This window comes from Kribbella sp. CA-245084, assembly GCF_050942355.1.
Classification (GTDB): Bacteria; Actinomycetota; Actinomycetes; order Propionibacteriales; family Kribbellaceae; genus Kribbella.
This window is the reverse complement of the sequence record NZ_CP192053.1, coordinates 237,563-256,749: the sequence shown is the minus strand read 5'-3', so window position 1 is coordinate 256,749 and position 19,187 is coordinate 237,563. Positions and strand designations below refer to the sequence as shown.

The 19,187-nt window shown below is 67.6% G+C and carries 20 protein-coding genes; 11 read left to right on the top strand and 9 right to left on the bottom strand.

Annotated features, from left to right (window positions below; all coding sequences use genetic code 11):
- Positions 1-68 precede the first annotated feature (68 nt).
- Both ACQPYH_RS01270 and ACQPYH_RS01265 read left to right on the top strand, forming a co-directional pair.
- Positions 69-1,286 carry an MFS transporter gene (locus tag ACQPYH_RS01270; protein WP_432885357.1) on the top strand — a complete coding sequence of 406 codons (1,218 nt, stop codon included), beginning with the start codon at positions 69-71 and terminating at the stop codon, positions 1,284-1,286.
- Positions 1,287-1,561: 275 nt separating this feature from the next.
- Positions 1,562-2,161 (top strand): gamma carbonic anhydrase family protein, encoded by a 600-nt coding sequence (locus ACQPYH_RS01265; RefSeq protein ID WP_432885354.1) that lies wholly within the window; start codon positions 1,562-1,564, stop codon positions 2,159-2,161.
- 18 nt (positions 2,162-2,179) lie between these two features.
- Here ACQPYH_RS01265 and ACQPYH_RS01260 read toward each other — a convergent pair whose 3' ends face one another.
- From ACQPYH_RS01260 to ACQPYH_RS01240, 5 genes are all read right to left on the bottom strand, one after another.
- On the bottom strand, positions 2,180-3,106 hold the full coding sequence (locus ACQPYH_RS01260) for a sucrase ferredoxin (protein WP_432885352.1): 927 nt from the start codon (positions 3,104-3,106) through the stop codon (positions 2,180-2,182).
- 29 nt (positions 3,107-3,135) lie between these two features.
- Positions 3,136-4,557: a cupin domain-containing protein gene (locus ACQPYH_RS01255; RefSeq protein ID WP_432885349.1), complete on the bottom strand. Its 1,422-nt coding sequence runs from the start codon at positions 4,555-4,557 to the stop codon at positions 3,136-3,138.
- 5 nt (positions 4,558-4,562) lie between these two features.
- On the bottom strand, positions 4,563-5,213 hold the full coding sequence (locus ACQPYH_RS01250) for a BatC protein (protein WP_432885346.1): 651 nt from the start codon (positions 5,211-5,213) through the stop codon (positions 4,563-4,565).
- A 147-nt stretch (positions 5,214-5,360) separates the two neighbouring features.
- A complete protein-coding gene (gene cobC / locus ACQPYH_RS01245; protein WP_432885343.1) occupies positions 5,361-6,389 on the bottom strand; it encodes an Rv2231c family pyridoxal phosphate-dependent protein CobC in 1,029 nt (342 codons plus the stop codon).
- A 58-nt stretch (positions 6,390-6,447) separates the two neighbouring features.
- Complete coding sequence (locus ACQPYH_RS01240; protein WP_432885341.1) at positions 6,448-7,239, bottom strand: carbon-nitrogen hydrolase family protein; 792 nt, start codon at positions 7,237-7,239, stop codon at positions 6,448-6,450.
- A gap of 41 nt (positions 7,240-7,280) precedes the next feature.
- On the opposite strand from ACQPYH_RS01240, the gene mobA reads away from it, so the two are divergent.
- From mobA to ACQPYH_RS01225, 3 genes are all read left to right on the top strand, one after another.
- Positions 7,281-7,820 (top strand): molybdenum cofactor guanylyltransferase, encoded by a 540-nt coding sequence (gene mobA, locus ACQPYH_RS01235; RefSeq protein WP_432885338.1) that lies wholly within the window; start codon positions 7,281-7,283, stop codon positions 7,818-7,820.
- 160 nt (positions 7,821-7,980) lie between these two features.
- Entirely contained in the window at positions 7,981-8,943 is a 963-nt protein-coding gene (locus ACQPYH_RS01230; RefSeq protein WP_432885335.1) for a TRM11 family SAM-dependent methyltransferase, read from the top strand.
- 75 nt (positions 8,944-9,018) lie between these two features.
- Positions 9,019-9,996, top strand: coding sequence for an NAD(P)H-quinone oxidoreductase (locus tag ACQPYH_RS01225; RefSeq protein ID WP_432885332.1), 978 nt, complete (start codon positions 9,019-9,021; stop codon positions 9,994-9,996).
- On the opposite strand, the gene ACQPYH_RS01220 is transcribed toward ACQPYH_RS01225, so the two are convergent.
- Positions 9,986-10,402 carry a VOC family protein gene (locus ACQPYH_RS01220; protein ID WP_432885329.1) on the bottom strand — a complete coding sequence of 139 codons (417 nt, stop codon included), beginning with the start codon at positions 10,400-10,402 and terminating at the stop codon, positions 9,986-9,988. The two genes, ACQPYH_RS01225 and ACQPYH_RS01220, sit on opposite strands and share 11 nt — an antisense overlap.
- 72 nt (positions 10,403-10,474) lie before the next feature.
- On the opposite strand from ACQPYH_RS01220, the gene ACQPYH_RS01215 reads away from it, so the two are divergent.
- From ACQPYH_RS01215 to ACQPYH_RS01205, 3 genes are all read left to right on the top strand, one after another.
- Entirely contained in the window at positions 10,475-11,047 is a 573-nt protein-coding gene (locus ACQPYH_RS01215; protein WP_432885326.1) for a TetR/AcrR family transcriptional regulator, read from the top strand.
- A 170-nt stretch (positions 11,048-11,217) separates the two neighbouring features.
- Complete coding sequence (locus ACQPYH_RS01210) at positions 11,218-11,748, top strand: CGNR zinc finger domain-containing protein (RefSeq protein ID WP_432885324.1); 531 nt, start codon at positions 11,218-11,220, stop codon at positions 11,746-11,748.
- A gap of 22 nt (positions 11,749-11,770) precedes the next feature.
- Positions 11,771-12,382, top strand: a complete 612-nt coding sequence (locus tag ACQPYH_RS01205; protein ID WP_432885321.1) for a bacterial proteasome activator family protein — start codon at positions 11,771-11,773, stop codon at positions 12,380-12,382.
- Between the two features lie 5 nt (positions 12,383-12,387).
- Here ACQPYH_RS01205 and ACQPYH_RS01200 read toward each other — a convergent pair whose 3' ends face one another.
- Positions 12,388-13,197 (bottom strand): HAD family hydrolase, encoded by an 810-nt coding sequence (locus ACQPYH_RS01200; RefSeq protein WP_432885318.1) that lies wholly within the window; start codon positions 13,195-13,197, stop codon positions 12,388-12,390.
- Between the two features lie 573 nt (positions 13,198-13,770).
- Between ACQPYH_RS01200 and ACQPYH_RS01195 the strand changes: the two genes are divergently transcribed.
- Complete coding sequence (locus ACQPYH_RS01195; protein ID WP_432885315.1) at positions 13,771-14,325, top strand: WhiB family transcriptional regulator; 555 nt, start codon at positions 13,771-13,773, stop codon at positions 14,323-14,325.
- A gap of 138 nt (positions 14,326-14,463) precedes the next feature.
- On the opposite strand, the gene ACQPYH_RS01190 is transcribed toward ACQPYH_RS01195, so the two are convergent.
- Together ACQPYH_RS01190 and serS are read right to left on the bottom strand one after the other, a co-directional pair.
- A complete protein-coding gene (locus ACQPYH_RS01190) occupies positions 14,464-15,252 on the bottom strand; it encodes an HAD family hydrolase (protein ID WP_432885312.1) in 789 nt (262 codons plus the stop codon).
- Entirely contained in the window at positions 15,249-16,523 is a 1,275-nt protein-coding gene (gene serS / locus ACQPYH_RS01185) for a serine--tRNA ligase (protein ID WP_432885310.1), read from the bottom strand. Before serS ends, ACQPYH_RS01190 begins: the two co-directional genes overlap by 4 nt.
- Positions 16,524-16,617: 94 nt before the next feature.
- Here serS and ACQPYH_RS01180 point away from each other — a divergent pair, with 94 nt between their 5' ends.
- Both ACQPYH_RS01180 and ACQPYH_RS01175 read left to right on the top strand, forming a co-directional pair.
- Positions 16,618-18,210, top strand: a complete 1,593-nt coding sequence (locus ACQPYH_RS01180) for a diacylglycerol kinase family protein (RefSeq protein ID WP_432885308.1) — start codon at positions 16,618-16,620, stop codon at positions 18,208-18,210.
- Between the two features lie 74 nt (positions 18,211-18,284).
- Complete coding sequence (locus ACQPYH_RS01175) at positions 18,285-18,872, top strand: GNAT family N-acetyltransferase (RefSeq protein ID WP_432885306.1); 588 nt, start codon at positions 18,285-18,287, stop codon at positions 18,870-18,872.
- Positions 18,873-19,187: the final 315 nt, after the last annotated feature.

Sequence of the window (19,187 nt, the reverse complement as noted above, 5' to 3'; positions counted from 1 at the left end):
ATGGTACGGCTGGAGAGCGCTTGCTAGAGTGCGCCAGCCGCCGAGATGACCGATGGGAGCGCTCCGCCATGCCCGCAGCCACGTCACTCGGCCTCCCGAACGTCCGCGGCCGGGTACCGCTGCTGGCCGCGCTCGCGATCGACTCGTTCGGCGGCGGCTGCGCGGGACCGCTCCTGCTGCTGTTCTTCAACAAGGTCGCCGGCATCCAGCTCGGCACGGCCGGATTGATGCTGACCGTCGCGACGCTGTTCTCCATCGCCGCACCGGCCGCAGTGGGCGTGGTGATCGACCGGGTCGGGCCGCGCAACATCGTGGTGGCCGCGCAATTCGCTCAGGGACTGGCGTTCACCGGCTTCTTCTTCGGGCGATCGATCTGGGTGCTGTTCCTGTGCTCGCTGGTGACGACGACCGGGCAGCGGGTGTTCTGGTCGGCGATCTTCAGTCTGCTTGCGGACGTCGCCGACGAGGGCGAGCGGGACAAGTGGTTCGGGCTGGGCGGCATGATGCAGGCTGGCGGCGTGGCACTCGGCGCTTTGCTAGCGGGCTGGCTGCTGGCCATCGGTGGCGACGCACCGTTCCTGGTCGCGATGGCAATCAACGCGGTGACGTTCTACATAGCCGGTCTGCTCCTGCTGCGGCTGCACCCCTCACACCACGAGCGGACCAACCAGGACACCGGACCGGCTCCGCTACTCCGCAAGGACAAGACCTTCCTGGTGCTGATCGGCGCGAACACGCTGCTGGCGCTCTGCACGATGATGCTCGGCGTCGGCGTACCGGTGTATGTCACGGAGGCGCTAACCGTGCCGAAGTGGCTGGTCGGTGTGCTGATTGCGGCGACATCTGTCGTACTGGCGACCGGTCAGACGCTGGTGGTGCGGCACACCGAGCGCCGACGGCGTACGAACGTCATGGTGGTCGCTGGGATCACCTACGCCGTGTGGGCGGTGCTGATGGCACTGCAGATCCACATTCCGGCAGGGTGGGTCGTGCCGGTGCTGGTGCTCGCCACGGCTTGCTATGCGTTCGCCGACGTACTGCATGCGGCGACCAACAACGCCCTGTCGGCTGCGGTCTCGCCTGTGGTTGGGCGCGGGAAGTACCTGTCGTACTGGCAGTACTCGTTCGCCTTCTCGAGCGTGCTGGCGCCGGGGTTCTTCGCGCAGCTGTTCGAGGTTCATCACGAGCTGCCGTGGGTGGTGCTGGCCGGGCTGGCGCTGGTGGCGAGCCTGACGATCTACGTGCTGGCCCGGGTCGCGCCGCGGTTGAGTTCCGCGCGGATCTGAGCGGTCTGATCGGGCTGGTTCCTGACCTGTCAGGATGCGTTGCGCTGCGTCGAACATGTGTTCTAATGTTGGCTCAGTTCGCGGTTCTCCACCCGGATTGTCCGATGGACCGAGTCTCCCACCTTCGATGTGGACGGCCCGGAGGACTCCGCCGCCCGGGGTTGTGAGGACCCGGGCTGTGGAGAGTCCGCACGGTTCGCAGGTTTCGCACGGTTCGCAGGCAAGACTGGGTACAGCTGGAGCGAGGTGGTCACACAACGAAAGGACGGCGACAGATGCTGCTCGAACACCGCGGCCGACAACCGGTCGTGCCCGAATCCGCGTACGTCGCACCATCGGCCGTGCTCTGCGGCGCCGTCGTCCTTGGCGAAGGCAGCAGGGTTCTGCACGGTGCTGTGCTGACTGCGGAGAACGGCGAGGTCAGGCTCGGCGAGAACAGTGTGGTGATGGAGAACGCCCTGGTGCGCGGCCGGGCCGACCATCCCGCCCTGATCGGCGACGCGGTCCTGATAGGTCCCCATGCACATGTGAACGGCGCCACGGTCGAGAACGAAGTCTTCATCGCCACGGGCGCCGCGTTGTTCCCCGGTTCCGTCGCCGGCACAGGCGCAGAACTCCGGATCAACAGCGTGCTGCACGTCAACTCGCACCTGGAAGCAGGCGCGATCCTCCCGATCGGCTGGATCGCGGCCGGCAACCCCGCACAGCTCTTTTCCCCGGACCGGCACGAGGAGCTGTGGCAGATCCAACGCGAGCTGGACTTCCCAGGCACGGTGTACGGCGTACCTCGTGGCACACCCCTGCGCGAAATCATGGCCCGCCAGTCTGCGTACTACGGCTCACACCTCGAGGACCGCCGCATCGACCCAACCTGAGCTGATCCGTTTGTGGGTTCAGTCGGCAGTGAGGGAGTGGAGCTCGAAGCGGCGGATCTGTGCGGGAGAAGTGCCTGCGCAGGTCAGTCGGGCGTCGACGGTGTCGAGGTGAGCCGACACCTCGACGGCGATCGATCCGGTGGAAGTCGCGTTCGACGGCATCGCGGGGTCGATGGTGTTGAGGAGGATTCGGTACTGGTGATTGGGGAGTTGTTGGACGGATTGCGGTATGAGGTTGTCGACGGTTGGTGAGTGGCCGGCTTCGCGGGCGAAGTGTTGGGCGGCTTGGACGGCTGGGGAGAAGGCACCTGATCCGCGGAGGAGATCGGGTACGACGAAGCCCTTGTCGTACTGCCTGGCGAGTTCGACGGCGCGCGTCGGTGGGACGTGGCCGTAGAACAGCCCGTGCGGGAGTACTACGACGTTCGCCGCGAAGCGATCGCCGCCGATGTGGCTGCATTCCCACGTGCGCTCCCGGTACGCGGAGGCGAGCGCCGCGGTGACCGGACGCCCTCGTACGGCGCAGCACGCGTCGTGACGGCCGTGTGTGCAGACGAGGTACACGGGTTCGGTGCTAATCGTGCCTGGGACCTTGCCAGCGAGTACGTCGAGTAGGTGCTCGTCCGTCGGCAGCGGTCCCCAGCGGACTTCTTCACGCCCCGGTCGGCAGTCCACCAATCCCCACCGTCGGCCCCGCGCCCGATCCACACGCCCGTACCGCCGAACCAGCACCGGCCGAATCCCCAACTCCCTGCACAACCGCGCAACCAGATCGGCGGAGGTGTGTTCGAGGGTGGTGAGCGCCTGGCGGGGCCAAGGCGTGTGGGATTCGATGAGGAGCCAGCGTTGGGCTGGTGGGGCGGTGGCTATCAGCGAGTCGTGCCGGAGGTCGGCTTGAGCTGCGCAGCCTGTTTCCGGTCGGTATCGAGTGTCCCCGTCGTCCACGCCGCCTCACACTTCCACACCAACTCACGTCAGTTGTTGGTTGCTACTAGGACGGCTTCTGTGAGGAGGCGGCGGACTAGGACCAACTGGTCGGCGTCGGTCAGGTTGGGGAGATTGCCTACCTTGCAGTCGGTGCCGGAGGTTAGTTCGGTGACGGCTGCTTGGGTGGCTGTTGGGAACGTGATTGTGCGGTCCGGCAGTTGGAGGACGACCGGGTTGCCGGGGACTACGCGGCAGTGGAGGCCGGGGCGTAGGCGGACTGTTGTGCCGATGGAGAGGGAGGCGATCGAGGCCGCGTGGGCCAGCGGAGGAAGTGGTGCTGGGCGGTTGCCGGACCAGGTGCGGCGGCGTAGACGGGCAGCTAGTGCGTCCGGGGTCGCGGAGCGGATCTCTTGTGCGAAGAGCTCGGCTACGGCGGGCAGGATCTCGGCGAGCTGTTCTGGATCGCCAGGGTCGAAGCCGAGGGGCAATGCGGTGCGCAGGGCTGGCTGGTTGGCGGCTAGCGCGGCCAGCTGTTGCACGAGCAGGTAGCGCGTCAGGGTGTGCATTCCGACGGTGAGATGTGCGCTGACTCCGCCCAGTGCCTTGGCTGAGTGCAGGAACCCGCGCGGCACATACAGGGCGTCGCCAGGTCGCAGTACCTCGTCGATCACGGGAGGCTTGTCGCGCGCAGCTGCTGCGACGGCTTGGGCGTGATCGGTCCAGGGCTGGTTGCGCAGCGGGTCGATGTGGACCGGCTCGTGCACGGTCCAGTGCTTCTCGCCGGCCACTTGCAGTACGAAGACGTCGTGTACGTCGTAGTGCGCCGAGAACCCCTGGGACTCGGCAGGGGTGATGTACGCGTTGATCTGCACCGGATGCCCGGCGTCGGCAGACAGCTGAGTCGAGAAGTCGACCAGAGCCGGCCAGGTCCGGTGCAGTGCCTGCAGTACGACGGTGTGCCCGCTGGCGAACAACGCCGCCACCTTGTCGTCCCGTACTTGGTCAGCGATCTCCGCACCCACACCAGCCGGTCCGGTGAACTGGCTGTCCCCCACGACCGCACCGTTCTTCGCAATCCGCAAGAACGGCGTCCGCAGACCGCGACGAGACAGCAGCTCGTCCACAGCCTCAAGGCTGAACAGATCGTCATACGGCGCAGGCAGATCCGGGCCGCAGGACAGCAGCGCCCGCCTACCCCAGTAGGAGCTAGCGAACTCCCCCAAATCCCCCGCCACACAACGCCGGAGCGCCAGGCGCCCGTCCCCCACCTCATCCCCCAACCCACCCCGCGACACCCCGCCAACCCGAGTCCGCGGGCTCACCGCGTCCACGGAGTCCACCGGACTCACCGGGTTTGCCTGGCTCACCAGGTCCACCGGATCCACCTGGTTCACCAGGTTCACCAGGTTTGCCGGGCTCACCGGGTTCGCGGGGGTCGTGGGGGTGGGGTCGGGGCCGGGGGCCGGCATGGGGGTCACCAGCTTCCGGAGTTCCCGCCGCCGCCTTGGCCGCTGCCGGCACCGCCGTCTGCGCCGCCGTCGGAGCTGCTTGGGTTTGCGCCGCCGTCCGCGGTGCCTTCGCCGTCGGCGCCGCCGTCCGCGCCGCCATCCTGCCCACCCTGCGAGGCGCCACCATCAGCCAGACCTTCGCCGGAGCCGCCGCCCGCGCCACCATCGGCGCCGCCGCTAGCGCCACCATCGGCTCCGCCGTCAGCGCCGTTGTCGGAGGACGAGCTGTCGCCGTAGCCGCCGGACGTGTTGTCGCCCGCACCGCCGGACGTGTTGTCGCCCGCGCCGCCGTCAGCGCCGCCGTCGCTTGCGCCCTCGTTGGCGCCGCCGTCTGCGGTGCCTTCGCCGTAGTTGCCTGAGCCGCCGCCTGCGCCGTCTCCTGCACCGCCATCGGCGCCGCCGTCCTGCGCGCCCTGCGAGGCACCGCCGTCAGCCGGGCCTTCCCCGGTCCCGCCGTCGGAGGAGGAGGAGGAGGAGGAGTCGCCGTACCCGCCGGACGTGTTGCCGCCCGCACCGCCGTCGGCTCCACCATCGGTGCCGCCGACGTTGGCGCCCCCGTCGGCCAAGCCTTCGCCACCTTCGGATGAGGTGTTCATGTCGTCGTCGCTGAGACCCATTGTGCTGCTCCCTTCGCGAATGGCCAGAAAGATGCCCGGGACATCGTCAATGGGGCACCCTGGCCATCTTGTGCGCAAAGTGGAGCTCCGCTAAACCCCTCCAGCGTTACAGCGCCAACTCGATTGAGCAGCGGGTACCGGAACAGTTCAGCGAAGGAGATCCGCGAGTACCTTCACGAACCCGTCGGTGACATCCTCAGGCCGTACTGCGATCCGCAACCAGTCCGGCCCCAGCCCGGGGAACGTATCCCCGCGACGGACCGCAAACCCCTGTGCACGCAGGGATTCCCGCAGTTCCGCGGCACCGCGAACGTGGGCGAGAACGAACGGCGCCGACGCCACGCCGTACGTCGAAAGGCCATCCGCCGTTCCGAGCTTGTCAAGCAGGTGGGCACGCTGCCGGGAAATGTCCAGCGCGGCCTGTGCCGCTTCCATGACAGCACGCTCGTTGCTGCAGGCAATTGCCGCCGCGAGAGCAGGAGTGGACACCGGCCACTGAGGTTGAACGGCTGACAATTGTTCGATCAAACTCGGCGCCGCGAGCACATATCCGACCCGCAGCCCGGCAAGTCCCCAGGTCTTGGTCAGACTGCGCACCACCACGAGCCCTGGGATCGACGCACAGGCGAGCGACTCGGGCTCACCCGGTACGGCGTCCATGAACGCCTCGTCGACGACCAGGATCCGGTCGGGCCGCGCCAGTTCACGCAGCGAGTCGGCCGGGTGCAGCACCGAGGTCGGGTTGGTGGGGTTGCCGATGACGACCAGATCGGCATCCCGCGGTACGGCGGACGGGTCCAGCACGAACCCGTCCTCGGGCCGCAGGATCACCCGGTCGACCAGGTGACCGGCCGAGCGCAGCGCTGCCTCGGGCTCGGTGAATTGAGGATGAACGACGACCGGATGCCGTGGCCGGAAGGCCCGCGCGATCAGCACGAACGCCTCCGCAGCCCCCGCGGTGAGCAGCACTCGATCCGGCGACACGCCATGGCGCCGCGCGACCGCGTTGACCGCAGCCCCAGGACGCGGGTACGCCGCGAGCTCCGTCAGGCTCGCCGTGATCGCATCGACCAGCCAGGGCGGCGGAGTGCCCGCACGAACGTTGACAGCGAGGTCGACGAGACCCTCGCCGACCTCTAGATCACCGTGATGCTCCAGATCAAACGCATCCACCACGCCAGGAGGTTAACGTGTCAGTGACCGTTTCGGACCAGCCGGTCCGCGCGTTGGGCGATCAGCGTGGCGTGACGGAGTACCGGCGGTTCTGGAGAGACGGGTTGCGTTTGCGTACGTCGGCCAGCCGCTCGCCCGTGATCTCGGCGAACACATGTCCGTCCGACTCGCCCACCGAGGCCAGTGCGACGCCCTGCGGGTCCACGACTTGGCTGAGGCCGCAGTACTTCTTGCCGTTCTGTGCGGCGGCTGCGACGTAGCAGGTGTTCTCCACTGCGCGCGCAGTGAGCAGAGTGGTCCAGTGGTGCTCTTTGAGCGGTCCGCGTACCCAGGCCGCGGGGACGACGAGCACCTCCGCTCCAGCGTCCATCAGCGCGCGGGAGAGCTCCGGGAAGCGCAGGTCGTAGCAGGTCATCAGTCCGAGCTTCCGGTCGCCGACCTGCACCACCACCGGAGCTACATCGCCCGCGGTGAGCTGGTCGGACTCCTTGTACCCGAACGCGTCGTACAGGTGGATCTTGCGGTACGCACCGAGCAGTGCGCCGTCCGCACCGACGGCCAGCAGGGTGTTGTACGGACGGTGCTGGTCACAGCTGCGCTCGAACATGCCGGCCACGATCGCCACGCTGTGCTCGACCGCAGCCTTCCGCAGCGTCGCCACGAACTCACCGTCGAGCGACTCGGCCGCCTCAGCCACCGACTCACCCTCGACAGCGAAGTCGGACATCATCGCCTCCGGCAGCACAACGAGATCAGGCCGTCCCTGTACGGCGTCCGCAACCAGCCGACTGACCAGGTCCCGGTTGGCAGCCTTGTCATAGCCACTGGCGGTCTGCACCACAGCGATCCTCATCTCTCCATGGTGCCGCACAACTCGAATGCGAGACTGCCTCCGTGGAGTTTGACGCGGTGGTGCTGGCTGGGGGCGGGTCCACTCGGTTCGGTGGGGTGGACAAGGCGATGTTGGTGCTCGACGGGATGACGCTGCTGGATCGGGTGCTGACAGCAACGGCAGATGCGGCGCAGACGGTAGTGGTCGGACCGGTGCGTACGACGTACCGCGCCGTCGACTGGACCGTGGAGGATCCGCCGGCGGGTGGGCCCGTCGCGGGGCTGGCGGCCGGACTACAGCGAGGTACGGCGCCAGTTGTCGTGGTGGTCAGCTGCGACCTGCCCTGGTTGACGAAGGACGACGTGACGACGCTGGTCGACGGGCTCGGCGAGTACGACGGGTACGGGCTGCGCGACACGTCCGGACAGGAGCAGCAGCTCGCGACGGCGTACCGCCGTACCGCGCTCCACGACGCGATCCAGCGCGGAGGCGATCCGCGGGACAAGTCGGTACGCCGTACGCTCGCGGGACTCAACCTGACCTGGACCGCGCCGACGCGCGCCGGCGACGATGTCGACACCTGGGCCGACCTGGACGACTGACTTGCAGAGCAATTGGCATTCAGGAAGGTGAGATACGGCTGCGGTAGAATTCCGGTCAGCCACCAAGCCAATGAACTTTGCGGGAGATATGGCCGAATACGCAATACTCATACTCCCGGCGACAAATCGGGTTTATGCCGAGTCGTCGGCAGCGCTGACGATGGCTGAGCTTTCGTTGTTCAGCCAGGTTGCGCTGGGCTCGGCGGTGCAGAACGTTGCCCAGACGTCGATCGGCGGCATCCCCTACATCACGTTCGAGTCCGACGAGCTGAGCGACCGCGACGTCGCCCTGCTCGCCAACCTGTCGTCGATCTACGCGCTGTTCCGGGTCGACGGGAAATTTCTCGAGCCGGTCTATTTACAGTCGCTGGACAAACTGGACAGCGACCTGATCAGCATTCAGAAGTATCAAGGAAAGACCAACGAGCTCTTCACCAAGCTCCTGCTCAACGTCACATTGCTTTCGTCGAGATTCGCCGAACAGATGCTGGATCGCAAATTCAGCGTGATCGATCCGCTGTGCGGCCGCGGAACCACGATGAACCAGGCGCTCATGTACGGCTTCGACGCCGCGGGCGTCGATCTGGACCGCAAGGACTTCGATGCCTACGCCACGTTCATCCAGACCTGGCTCAAGCGAAAACGTCTCAAGCACGATGCGTCCGTCGCCCGGGTTCGCCGTGAGCACGAGGTGGTTGCACGTCGGCTCGAGGTCTCGCTCGGTCTGACCAAGGAGGGCTGGAAAGCCGGCGAGGCGCTGACGCTCTCGTATGTCAATGCCGACACCACCAAGGCGCTGGAGTTCCACCGCCCCGGGAGTTTCGATCTGGTCGTGACCGACGCGCCGTACGGCGTGCAGCACGGCAGTCGCACGGCCGAGAGTGGCCTGCATCGGAGTCCGATCGATCTGCTCAAGGCAGCGGTCCCGACGTGGGCCGGGCTCTTGCGTTCGGGCGGGGCGCTGGGAATTGCGTGGAACACCAACGTCGCGCGCCGCTCGGCGGCGACAGAGATCCTGGCCGCCGCTGGGCTCGAGCCGCTGGATGAGCCTCCGTACTCCGACTTCGTCCACAGGGTCGACCAGGCGATCGTGCGTGACATCGTGGTGGCCCGGCGTCCTTGAGTCGCAACTCTGACGGCTTGTGCGTGGCCCGGGACATGGAGCGGCTGGTCGCGACCTGAGGGTAAGTTGTGGGCCATGCGAGCTGTCGTGTGTGAGGGTGCCGGCGGAATCGAGGTCCTCCGGGTCGGCGAGATCCCGGACCCGCAACCAGCCGTCGACGAGGTCGTCATCGACGTCGTCGCCGCGGGTGTAAACCGGGCCGATCTCATGCAGCGGCAGGGCTTCTACCCGCCGCCGCCCGGCGCCCCGGGCACGATCGGGCTCGAGGTGTCCGGCCGGATCTCCGCAGTCGGCGCCGAGGTCGAGGGCTGGTCCGTCGGCGACGAGTGCTGCGCGCTGCTCGCCGGCGGCGGGTACGCCGAGAAGGTCGCCGTCCCCGCTCCGCAGGTGATGCCCGTCCCGGACGGCCTTGATCTGGTGAGCGCCGCCGCGCTGCCCGAGGTCGTGGCGACCGTCTGGTCGAACATCTTCATGACCGCGCACCTCAAGGCCGGCGAAACCCTGCTGGTGCACGGCGGCTCGTCCGGGATCGGCTCGATGGCGATCCAGCTCGCGGTCGCGCACGGCGCGCGGGTGCTGACCACGGTCGGCAGCAAGGAGAAGATGGAGTTCTCCACCCTGCTCGGTGCGGACGTCGCCATCAACTACAAGGAAGCCGAGTGGGCCTCGGTCGTGCAGGAGGCGACGAAGAACGCCGGCGCCGACGTGATCCTCGACATCATGGGCGCGAAGTACCTGACCGACAACGTGAAGTCACTCGCGTACGACGGACGCCTGGTCGTGATCGGGATGCAGGGCGGCGCGAAGGGCGAGCTCGACCTCGGTCGGCTGATGAGCCGTCGCGGCTCGATCATCGCCACCGGCCTGCGGTTCCGCTCGGTCGAGAACAAGGGCCAGATCCTCGCCGAGGTCGTCGGCCACGTCTGGCCGCTGATCGCGGAGAAGAAGGTCCGCCCGATCGTGCACTCCACCTTCCCGCTCGCCGAGGTGGCTGAGGCGCATCGAGCCCTCGAGCAGTCCAACCACCTCGGCAAGATCCTGCTCACGGTGTAGGCAGGTTCGCCGCCACCCATGCGGGGTCGGGCTCGACCAACTGGATCACGTCGAGCCACGTACCGGCCGGGTCGCGGACGAAGAAGTGCCGCTGGCCGAACACCTCGGTCACCGGCTCGGTCTCGAGCCGGACGCCACCTTCGACCAGCAAAGCGGCGACCTTGTCCGCGTCGTCGACGACGAAGCCGAAGACGGATCCGCTCTCGGTCTGCGCCGACACCGCTGCCGGAACGGTCGGGTGTCCCCGCTCGCAGATCGCGAGCTCCCAGTCCGCCGTACCTCGGCGAAGTGTGATGAACCAGCCGAGGTCGATGCCGACCTGGAGGTCCAGGTACTGCGTGTAGAAGGCGGCGACCTCCGAAGGCCGGTCGGTGACCACGGTCGCGCCGAATGCCGCGGGTTGCATATGTTCTCCTGACTACTACAGCTGTCGTTGTTGTGTACGACAGTTGTAGTGGAACCCTGCTAGCCTGTCAACATGCCGCGGAATCCGGAACGCCGTACCCAGCTCGCCGACGCCGGCCTGGCCGTCCTCGCCGAGGCCGGCGCCCGCGGGCTCACTCATAGAGCCGTCGACGCCGCTGCCGGGCTCCCGGCCGGTACGGCGTCCAACTACTTCAAGACCCGCGACGCGTTGCTCGGCGCCCTCGGCGAGCGGATCTTCGAGCGGCTCGCGCCGGACCCGGACGTGCTCGAGCCACTGGCCAAGCGCAAGCCGGATGTCGACCTGATGACCGACTACGTGCGCTACATCGTCGAGCGGCTGCTCGGGCGTCCTGAGCTCTCACTCGCTCTACTGGAGCTCCGCCTGGAAGCCGCCCGCCGCCCAGGCCTGAGCGAGATCCTGTCGCGGACGATCCGGCAGGGCTTCGACGCGGATGTCGCGTTCAACTCGAACGCCGGCCTGCCGGGCGGAGCCGAGGAGATTCGCCTGCTGCACTTCGCGATCGACGGCCTGATCCTCGACCAACTGACCCCGGGCACCGGCCATCCGTACGACGTCGACGCGACCACCGCGCGCCTCGTCCGCCGCCTTACCGCGAAGGACTGATCGCAACCTCGGGGTACGCGACGGGGTACGGCGGCGTGCTGGTGATGCGCCATTGGCCGCAAGCGCACCGCTGGTACACGACCAGGCCCTCACTGACTTGGTGGGCAGAGACTGCACTCCAGCGATGCCGATGGGTTTCTGTCATGCACCCATCGTGATGTAATGGCATTATGCATCTCAACCCTTACGGCGCGGACGCCGTTCTGCTGGCGGTCAACCTGGTCACGCGGCCGGCCACCACGCCGGAGGAGCTGGCCGAGCGATGCGAGGAGAGCGGCGTCGACAACCGGCTCGTGCGCGAGCGTCGCGTCACCGCCGATGATCTGGCGGCCGTCGAGACCGCGCTCGAGGAGTGGCTGCAGGTCGTGGATGCGGAGGACGAACAGACGCGGGTCGACCTGGTGAACGCGATGCTCGCGAAGTACACCGAGCATCCACGGCTCACCAACCACGCGGACGACGGTTGGCACATGCACTACCGCCCGATGAACGTCCCGGTCGGGCGGCTGGTCGCGACGCTGATCAGCACGGGTACGGCGCTGCACCTGGCGGGTCGCGGCATCACCCGACTCGGCCGCTGCGCCACCGACGGCTGCGACAACGTGTACGCCGACCTGTCCCGCACCGGACGCCAGCGCTACTGCAGCCCCACCTGCGCCAACCGCGACGCCGTACGCCGCCACCGCGCCCGGGCGTCATAGGGGACACGCCTAGGATGGGCCAATGAGCGAGAGCAGCAGCGAGGGCCAGGAAGTTCCGATGGCCGGGGCGAGGACCGAGGACGGCAAGGTGCTGATCGTCGGGCCGGACGGCATGGCCGTCGAGGGGCCGCCGCGCTCCGAGGACGACCGCGACGAGCACGACGACGAACCGCGTTCGGTGACCGAGCTGGTCGAGCAGCCGGCCAAGGTCATGCGGGTCGCCAACATGATCCGGCAGCTGCTGGAAGAGGTGAAGTCGGCGCCGCTCGACGAAGCCTCCCGGGCGCGGCTGCGCTCGATCCACGAAGCGTCGATCAAGGAGCTCGAGAGCGGCCTGGCGCCGGAGCTCGTCGAGGAGCTGGAGCGGCTCAGCCTCGACTTCACCGACGACAGCACGCCGAGCGAGGCCGAGCTGCGGATCGCGCAGGCACAGCTGGTGGGCTGGCTGGAGGGCTTGTTCCACGGCATCCAGACCGCGCTGTTCGCGCAGCAGATGGCTGCGCGTCAGCAGCTCGAGCAGATGCGCCGCGCGCTCCCCGGCGGGCAGCAGCTGCCCGAGGGGCACCCGGGCTTCCCCGGCGCGCCGCAGGCCGGCACCGCCGAAGACCCGCGCACCGGCGGGATGTATCTCTGAACGCCTTATTTCAAAGGCTGTAACAACTCCTCGAGGACGGCGGCGACGCCGTCCTCGTCGTTTGTAGGACAGACTTTGTCCACTACTGCAAGAACTTCGGGGTGTGCGTTGGCCACGCCGTACGACGTACCCGCCCAGGCGAGCATCGGCAGATCGTTGACGGAATCACCGAAGGCGATCGTCTCAGCAGCCGAGATCCCTTGCTCTGCGGCGAAATCGGCCAGCATCGCAGCCTTCGAGACACCGGTCGCGGAGATCTCCACCAGCCCGTGACCGCCGCTGTGGCTGGCCGTGACCCGTTGGCCGACCAACGGTGCGACGAGCGCCAGCAGCTCGTCGGAGTGCAGGCTCGGATGCCGGACGAGCAGTTTTGCGGCCGGCTCCGAAAGTAGCTCCTCGACCGCGGCGATCAAGGTGTTGTCAGGTTGAGGCCAGCGGTTGAGGTAGACCGGTTCCTGTCCGTAGCGGTCCGGTCGCTCGATCGCGAACTGCACGTCCGGGATCGCCGTACGGATCGCTTGCGCGACGTCGAGTGCGACCGCGGGATCGATCAATCGGGTCCGAATCGCCTTACGGCGCAGGACGTCGTACAAAATAGCGCCGTTGGCAACTATCGCAATTCCGTGATCGCCGACCAGGTCGGACAGGTCGTGCAGCCAGCGAGGTGGCCGAGCGGTGACCATCACGAAAACACTTCCGGCATGCTGTGCCGCGAGCACGGCGGAGCGCGTCCGCTCGGACACGGTGCCGTCGCTGCGGACCAGCGTTCCGTCGAGATCGGTGGCAATCAGGCGGGGGTACTGCGAAGCCGTCACCAGGCCACCGTATCCTCGTCACAGCCGGCGTCGCACTACTCCTCCCGACGCCCCGGGCGCAAGCAATTAGACGTCGGTTTCAGCCCTTTTTGACTTATCTGATTGAGCTTTTGACAACGTCATCAGACCGTTACGGCAGGATGCTGCAAAGGCAGCAAGTTCCCCTGCGCGGCACGGTTGGTGCGTGATTTCATGCGTTGGTCTGGTGGGGAACCGGCGGCTGTTCGGCCGCGTCCTAAGCGTGTTCTGGATCAGCGCGACTGATGCCGCCCCGCCTCCGGAAGCACACACAAACGTCGAAGAACTGTTGTGGAATTGGCTGCAACCAAAACCTCGGCAGTGGCGTCAACAGTTATGGATCGATGCGTCCCGCGCCCGGGACGACATGGTGGGCCGGCAACAAAGCGCAGGTCCATCAGCAGCGGATCCGTGCGGACGAGCGTTGTTCATCGTTCGTTCACTCGGGTCGATACTTGGGGAGCCTTGATGACCGTCAACAGCGCCAACCTAGCGGGGCCGGGGGGCAGTAGCTCCCGAGCGGCTGTCGACACATCTTCCATCAAGGAGGGGGCAATGACCGGCTGCATCGCCCGTTCCGACATCTTTCAGCACCGCCTGATGGAAGAGCCGCCGCCCGCGTCCGCCACCCGTCGTACGCGGGAGCGGTACGAACAGCTCGTCCGCGAGGCAAAGGCGTTGTGCGCGTCCTGCCCGCTCTTCACCGAATGCCTGTACAGCGCCGTCGCCGAGCACGACGTGAGCGGCTTCGTCGCCGGAACCACTGCGGTACAACGGCGTTCGATCCGCAACCTGCTCGACGTCGAGGTCCAGGCCGACGACTTCGACCAGCTCGCCGGTGCACGCGGCACCCGCCGCCCGGTGAGCCACGAAGAGGTCCTCCGGCTGCGCACGCAGTACCCGAACGACAGCCTGGAGTCCCTGGCCATGCGGCTGGGCTGCTCGCTGTCGACGGTGAAGCGTCACCTGCGCCGTGCGCGGCGCGGCCAGAGCCCGGCAGCCAAGACCCCGCGGCCGCGGCCCAAGGTCACCGCTGTGCTCGACGCGTTCGACACCGTCGTCGACCAGCAGTGCCAGCCACGCCGGACCGGCAGCAGCCGGGTTGCTTGATCCGATACTCGGCCCGCCAGCGGACTATCGGAGACACGAGGCCCGGAACTCCTGTACAGACAGGGGTTCCGGGCCTTTCGGTTGCCTACAGCAAGTTGATCGCGTCAAGCCTTTCGATCCTCACCGAAAGGCCTGTCATCAGAACCAGCGGTTGAGTATCGTGGCGACGCCGTCGTCCTGGACGGACTTGGTCACCTCGTCGGCGGCCGACTTCACTTCGTCAGGAGCCGAACCCATGGCGATACCGCGACCGGCGTACGTCAGCATCTCGATATCGTTGCGTCCGTCACCTATCGCCAGCAGACCGGCCGGCTCCAGGTCGTACTGCGCGAGCGCGACCTTCAACCCGGTCGACTTGTCGACGCCCTCGGGCGCGATGTCGAGCCAGGCGGTCCAGCCGACGAAGTAGCTGACGCCGTGCAGGCCGAGGCGCTCCGCCAGGTGGACGAAGTCGCTCTCGGACTGGTCCGGGTCGCGGATGATCAACCGGGTCACGGGCTGCGGCGCGAGCTCGTCGTGGCCCACGACGCGGATCCTCGCGTCCCGGCCGAGGTCGCCGTCCGGGAACGGAGCGGTCACCAGGTAGGTGCCGTCGGACTCCTCGACCGCCATCCGCGCGTTCGGCGCGTACTTGCGCACCGACGTGATCACCGTCGACGGGTCGAAGGTCCGCTCGTCGACGACGTCGCCGTCCGGGAACCGCATCGTCCGCGCACCGTTGCTACAGACAACGAACCCGCCGGCCGGCAGGCCGAGCCGCTCGGCCACCGGTTTGGTGGTCGACCAGGCCCGGCCGGTGGCCAGGATGACCGGGACCTGCGCCGCGGTACGTCGTACCGCGTCGAGAACCGCGGGCGACAATCCCTCGTCGTGATCTATGAGCGTGCCATCGATGTCCAGGGCAACAGCTGTCGGTTTCCCGCTCATTTACCGACCGGTTCGAGGACCTCGCGCCCGCCGACGTACGGCTGGAGGGCTGTCGGCACCCGGACCGAGCCGTCGGCCAGCTGGTGCGTCTCCAGGATGGCGACGATCCAGCGGGTGGTGGCCAGCGTCCCGTTCAGCGTCGCGACCGGCTGCGTCTTGCCGTCGGCGTCGCGGTGCCGGATGTTCAGCCGGCGTGCCTGGAAGTCCGTGCAGTTCGACGTCGACGTCAGCTCGCGGTACCGGCCCTGCGTCGGCACCCACGCCTCGCAGTCGAACTTCCGGTACGCCGAGACGCCGAGGTCACCGGTCGCGGTGTCGATCACCCGGTAGCTCAGCTCCATCTTGTCGAGCATCTCCTTCTCCCAGGCCAGCAGCCGCAGGTGCTCGTCGGCGGCGTCCTCGAGCCTGCAGTAGGAGAACATCTCGACCTTGTCGAACTGGTGGACGCGGATGATCCCGCGGGTGTCCTTCCCGTGCGAGCCGGCTTCCTTGCGGTAGCAGGACGACCAGCCGGCGTACCGGATCGGGCCGTCGGACAGGTCGACGATCTCGTCCATGTGGTAGCCGGCGAGCGCGACCTCCGACGTACCGGTCAGGTACAGCTCGGGGTCCTCGAGCCGGTACACGTCGTCGTGCGCCGACAGGTACCCGGTGCCGCCCATCACCTCGGGCTTGACCAGCGTCGGCGTGATCATCGGGGTGAAGCCGTTCTCCACCGCCTGCTGGACGGCCAGCTGGAGCATGCCGAGCTGGAGCAACATCCCGGCGCCCTTGAGGAAGTAGAACCGGCTGCCCGAGATCTTGGCGCCGCGCTCCATGTCGATCGCGCCGAGCAACTCGCCCAGCTCGAGGTGGTCGCGGGGCTCGAAGCCCTCGGCGGCGAAGTCACGCGGCTTACCGACCTCCTCGACTACGACGAAGTCGTCCTCGCCGCCGACCGGGGCATCGTCGGAGACCAGGTTCGGTAGCGCCTTCGCGAGCTCGTCGAAGCGCTGCTCGGCCTCCTTGGCAGCCGCCTCGTTGGCCTTCACGTCCGCGGCCACCACCTTGGTCCGCTCCAGCAGGGCGGTCCGCTCGTCGCCCTTCGCCTGAGCGACCTCTTTGCCGAGCGACTTCTGCTCGGCCCGGAGCGCCTCGAAAGCGGAGATGGACGATCGACGCTCACTGTCGGCGACCAGAATCTGGTCGACCAGGTCCGTACTCTCACCGCGCTTGGTCAGGGCCGCGCGGACGACATCGGGGTTCTCACGGAGCAGTTTCGCGTCAATCACACCCTGAGGGTATCGGGGCGTGTCATGGACGGCGAAGTCTATTCGGGATGATGAGGTGGCGTCAGGTGACCACAGAGGGGGATCTGAGCGGGCGATGAACCACCACCCACCCAGTCAGGTAGGCCGTGCGCTCACGGTCGTACTGGGTGCGCTGCCGTTCACGGCGATCACGCTGCTCGTCTTCGAGCACTGGTCGCCGCTGGCGCGCTGGGACCAGTCGGTCGCCAACCGGGCCGCGTCGTACGGCGCCGCGCACGAGGGCGTCGTCGACTTCTGGCAGGTCGTCGGAGCGGTCGTGCTGCCGTGGACGTCACGGGCGGTGATCGTGATCGTCGCGGCGTACCTCTGGCATCGCCGGGCCCGATTGCTGACGTTCTGGCTGCTCACGTCGGCGGTCGCCGAGCTCGTGCTGGTCCAGACGGTCCAGCAGATCTTCGAGCGCCAGCCGCCGGCCCAGGCGCTCGTCGAGACCAGTGGCTACTCGTACGTTTCCGGTCACGCCACGGCCGCGTTCGTGATGGCCGGCGCGCTCGGCGTCGTACTGCCGTCTGTGCGGGGCTGGCGGCGGCGGTTCCGGCTGCTGGTCCTGCTGCCGGTGATCGGGGTGGTGTGGATCGCGTCGGCCGACCGGATCGCGCTGAACGTCCACTACATATCGGACGTGCTCGGCGGCTGGGCGCTCGGTCTGGGAATCCTGACCGCGACCTCGATCGGTTTCGGTCTGCGGCCCGGGCTGCGCCGCCGACGTCGTCGTACGCCGTCAGATGGCGACGGTACGGCGGCTCCCCCGCGGGCAGCCGTGATCGTGAACCCGATCAAGGTCGGCGACGGCGTCGCGTTCCGCCGGAAGGTCACGCGAGCCCTCGAGATCCGCGGGTACGACGAACCGCTGTGGCTCGAGACCCGCGAGGACGACGCCGGCAACGCGATGGCCAAGCAGGCGATCGAGTACGAGTCGGACCTGGTGCTGGTCGCGGGTGGCGACGGTACGGTCCGCGTGGTCTGCTCGGCACTCGCGCACACCGGGATCCCGGTCGGGGTGATCCCCGCCGGGACTGGCAACCTGCTGGCCCGCAACCTGCATATCCCGCTCGATCTCGACGACGCGTTGGAGCGGATTCTCGAAGGTCGCGACCGACGGATCGACCTGGTCCGGGTGCATGGCGATCAGCTGGACACTGATCATTTCGCGGTGATGGCGGGGCTGGGGTTGGACGCGGCGATCATCTCGGACGCGCCGCCGCATCTGAAGAAGCAGATCGGCTGGACGGCGTACTTGGTGTCAGCCGCGAAGAACATCAACCATCCGTCCGTGCGGGTAACGCTGGCGCTGGATGATGCCGAGCCGATCGAACGGCGGGTGCGGACTGTGGTGGTCGGGAATGTGGGGATGCTGCAGGCCAACATCCCACTGCTGCCTGACGCACGGCCTGATGATGGGCTGCTGGATGTGGTTGTGATCGCCCCGAGGCGGGTGACGCAGTGGCCGATCGTGCTGTGGCGCCTGATGACGCGGACCAACCGGACCGACATGTATCTGGAGCGCTTCACCGGACGCAAGGTGGAGATCCACGCGGCTGTGGATGTCCAGCGCCAACTGGATGGCGACCCGATCGGGCCCGGGCGGTATCTCGTTTGTGAGATCGAGCCTGGGGCCTTGACGGCGCGGGTTCCCAAACGGCGGTAGACGGGCCTCCCCAAGCGGCGTCGTGTGCTGGCAAGCGGACGTAGAACGTCCGGAATCAGGGTTACGTTGTCGGTATGTCCGACTTCGTGATCAAGGCGCTCACGCCGGAGACGTTCGACGACTTCGCCGCTCTCGTCGAGCGGAACAAGGGCATGTTCGCCAGTTGCTGGTGCACGCACTTCCATCCCGACTGCGCGGAGAAGGGCCAGACCGCTGAGGGAAACCGGGCGCTCAAGCAACGTCTGGTGGTTGACGGGATCGCGCACGCGGCGCTGGTCTACGACGGCGACCAGGCCGTCGCCTGGGCGGAGTACGGATCACCCGAGGAACTGCCCAACATCCAGCACCGCAAGGAGTACGTCGCCACTGCCGAGCGACAGCCCGACTACCGGGTCACCTGCATCCTGGTCGAACGCGGCCATCGCGGTCAGGGCCTGGCGGCGATCGCCCTCCGCGGAGCCGTCGAACTGATCGCGAACACCGGCGGCGGCCTGGTCGAGGGCTATCCGCACGACACGGGCGGAGTCCGGAAGAAGAACTCGTCGTTCCTCTACAACGGCACCCGCACGATGTACGAACGCGAGGGCTTCACCTACGACCGCCCCAAGGGCCTGGGCAACTGCGTAATGGTGCGCGAAGTGCCCCCGACCACCCGCGAATAACTGCGCCGGCCGGTCTCACCTGCACCACCCCATCCACAGCGGGCGGGATCACGAGCTGCCGGTCGACCGTGCGCCGCAACCCGCACGACCTGGCAGCAGCCGGGCCGGGTCCGGTCGCGAGCGAAGCAGACGCACCGAGGAGCGCAGCGACGAGAGGCAGCTGCGCAGCACGAAGGCCACCCGCCCCGCCAGCACCTCGACTCCGGCACGACAACCAGCTAGCCGTCGCACGAGGGCGGCAGCCCTGCGACACTCGGCGATAGCCGGACAACCGGCGACGGCCGGAAACCGCAGCGGGAGCCAGGGTCCCCGCCA

Coding starts and splice junctions, on each gene's coding strand:
- ACQPYH_RS01270 (WP_432885357.1), top strand. CDS start 69: ATGCCCGCAGCCACGTCACTCGGCCTCCCGAACGTCCGCGGCCGGGTA.
- ACQPYH_RS01175 (WP_432885306.1), top strand. CDS start 18,285: ATGTCCGACTTCGTGATCAAGGCGCTCACGCCGGAGACGTTCGACGAC.
- ACQPYH_RS01225 (WP_432885332.1), top strand. CDS start 9,019: ATGCGAGCTGTCGTGTGTGAGGGTGCCGGCGGAATCGAGGTCCTCCGG.
- ACQPYH_RS01240 (WP_432885341.1), bottom strand. CDS start 7,239: ATGAGGATCGCTGTGGTGCAGACCGCCAGTGGCTATGACAAGGCTGCC.
- ACQPYH_RS01210 (WP_432885324.1), top strand. CDS start 11,218: ATGCATCTCAACCCTTACGGCGCGGACGCCGTTCTGCTGGCGGTCAAC.
- ACQPYH_RS01180 (WP_432885308.1), top strand. CDS start 16,618: ATGAACCACCACCCACCCAGTCAGGTAGGCCGTGCGCTCACGGTCGTA.
- ACQPYH_RS01265 (WP_432885354.1), top strand. CDS start 1,562: ATGCTGCTCGAACACCGCGGCCGACAACCGGTCGTGCCCGAATCCGCG.
- ACQPYH_RS01190 (WP_432885312.1), bottom strand. CDS start 15,252: ATGAGCGGGAAACCGACAGCTGTTGCCCTGGACATCGATGGCACGCTC.
- ACQPYH_RS01230 (WP_432885335.1), top strand. CDS start 7,981: ATGGCTGAGCTTTCGTTGTTCAGCCAGGTTGCGCTGGGCTCGGCGGTG.
- ACQPYH_RS01215 (WP_432885326.1), top strand. CDS start 10,475: ATGCCGCGGAATCCGGAACGCCGTACCCAGCTCGCCGACGCCGGCCTG.
- ACQPYH_RS01250 (WP_432885346.1), bottom strand. CDS start 5,213: ATGGGTCTCAGCGACGACGACATGAACACCTCATCCGAAGGTGGCGAA.
- ACQPYH_RS01205 (WP_432885321.1), top strand. CDS start 11,771: ATGAGCGAGAGCAGCAGCGAGGGCCAGGAAGTTCCGATGGCCGGGGCG.
- ACQPYH_RS01195 (WP_432885315.1), top strand. CDS start 13,771: ATGACCGGCTGCATCGCCCGTTCCGACATCTTTCAGCACCGCCTGATG.
- ACQPYH_RS01220 (WP_432885329.1), bottom strand. CDS start 10,402: ATGCAACCCGCGGCATTCGGCGCGACCGTGGTCACCGACCGGCCTTCG.
- ACQPYH_RS01255 (WP_432885349.1), bottom strand. CDS start 4,557: ATGCCGGCCCCCGGCCCCGACCCCACCCCCACGACCCCCGCGAACCCG.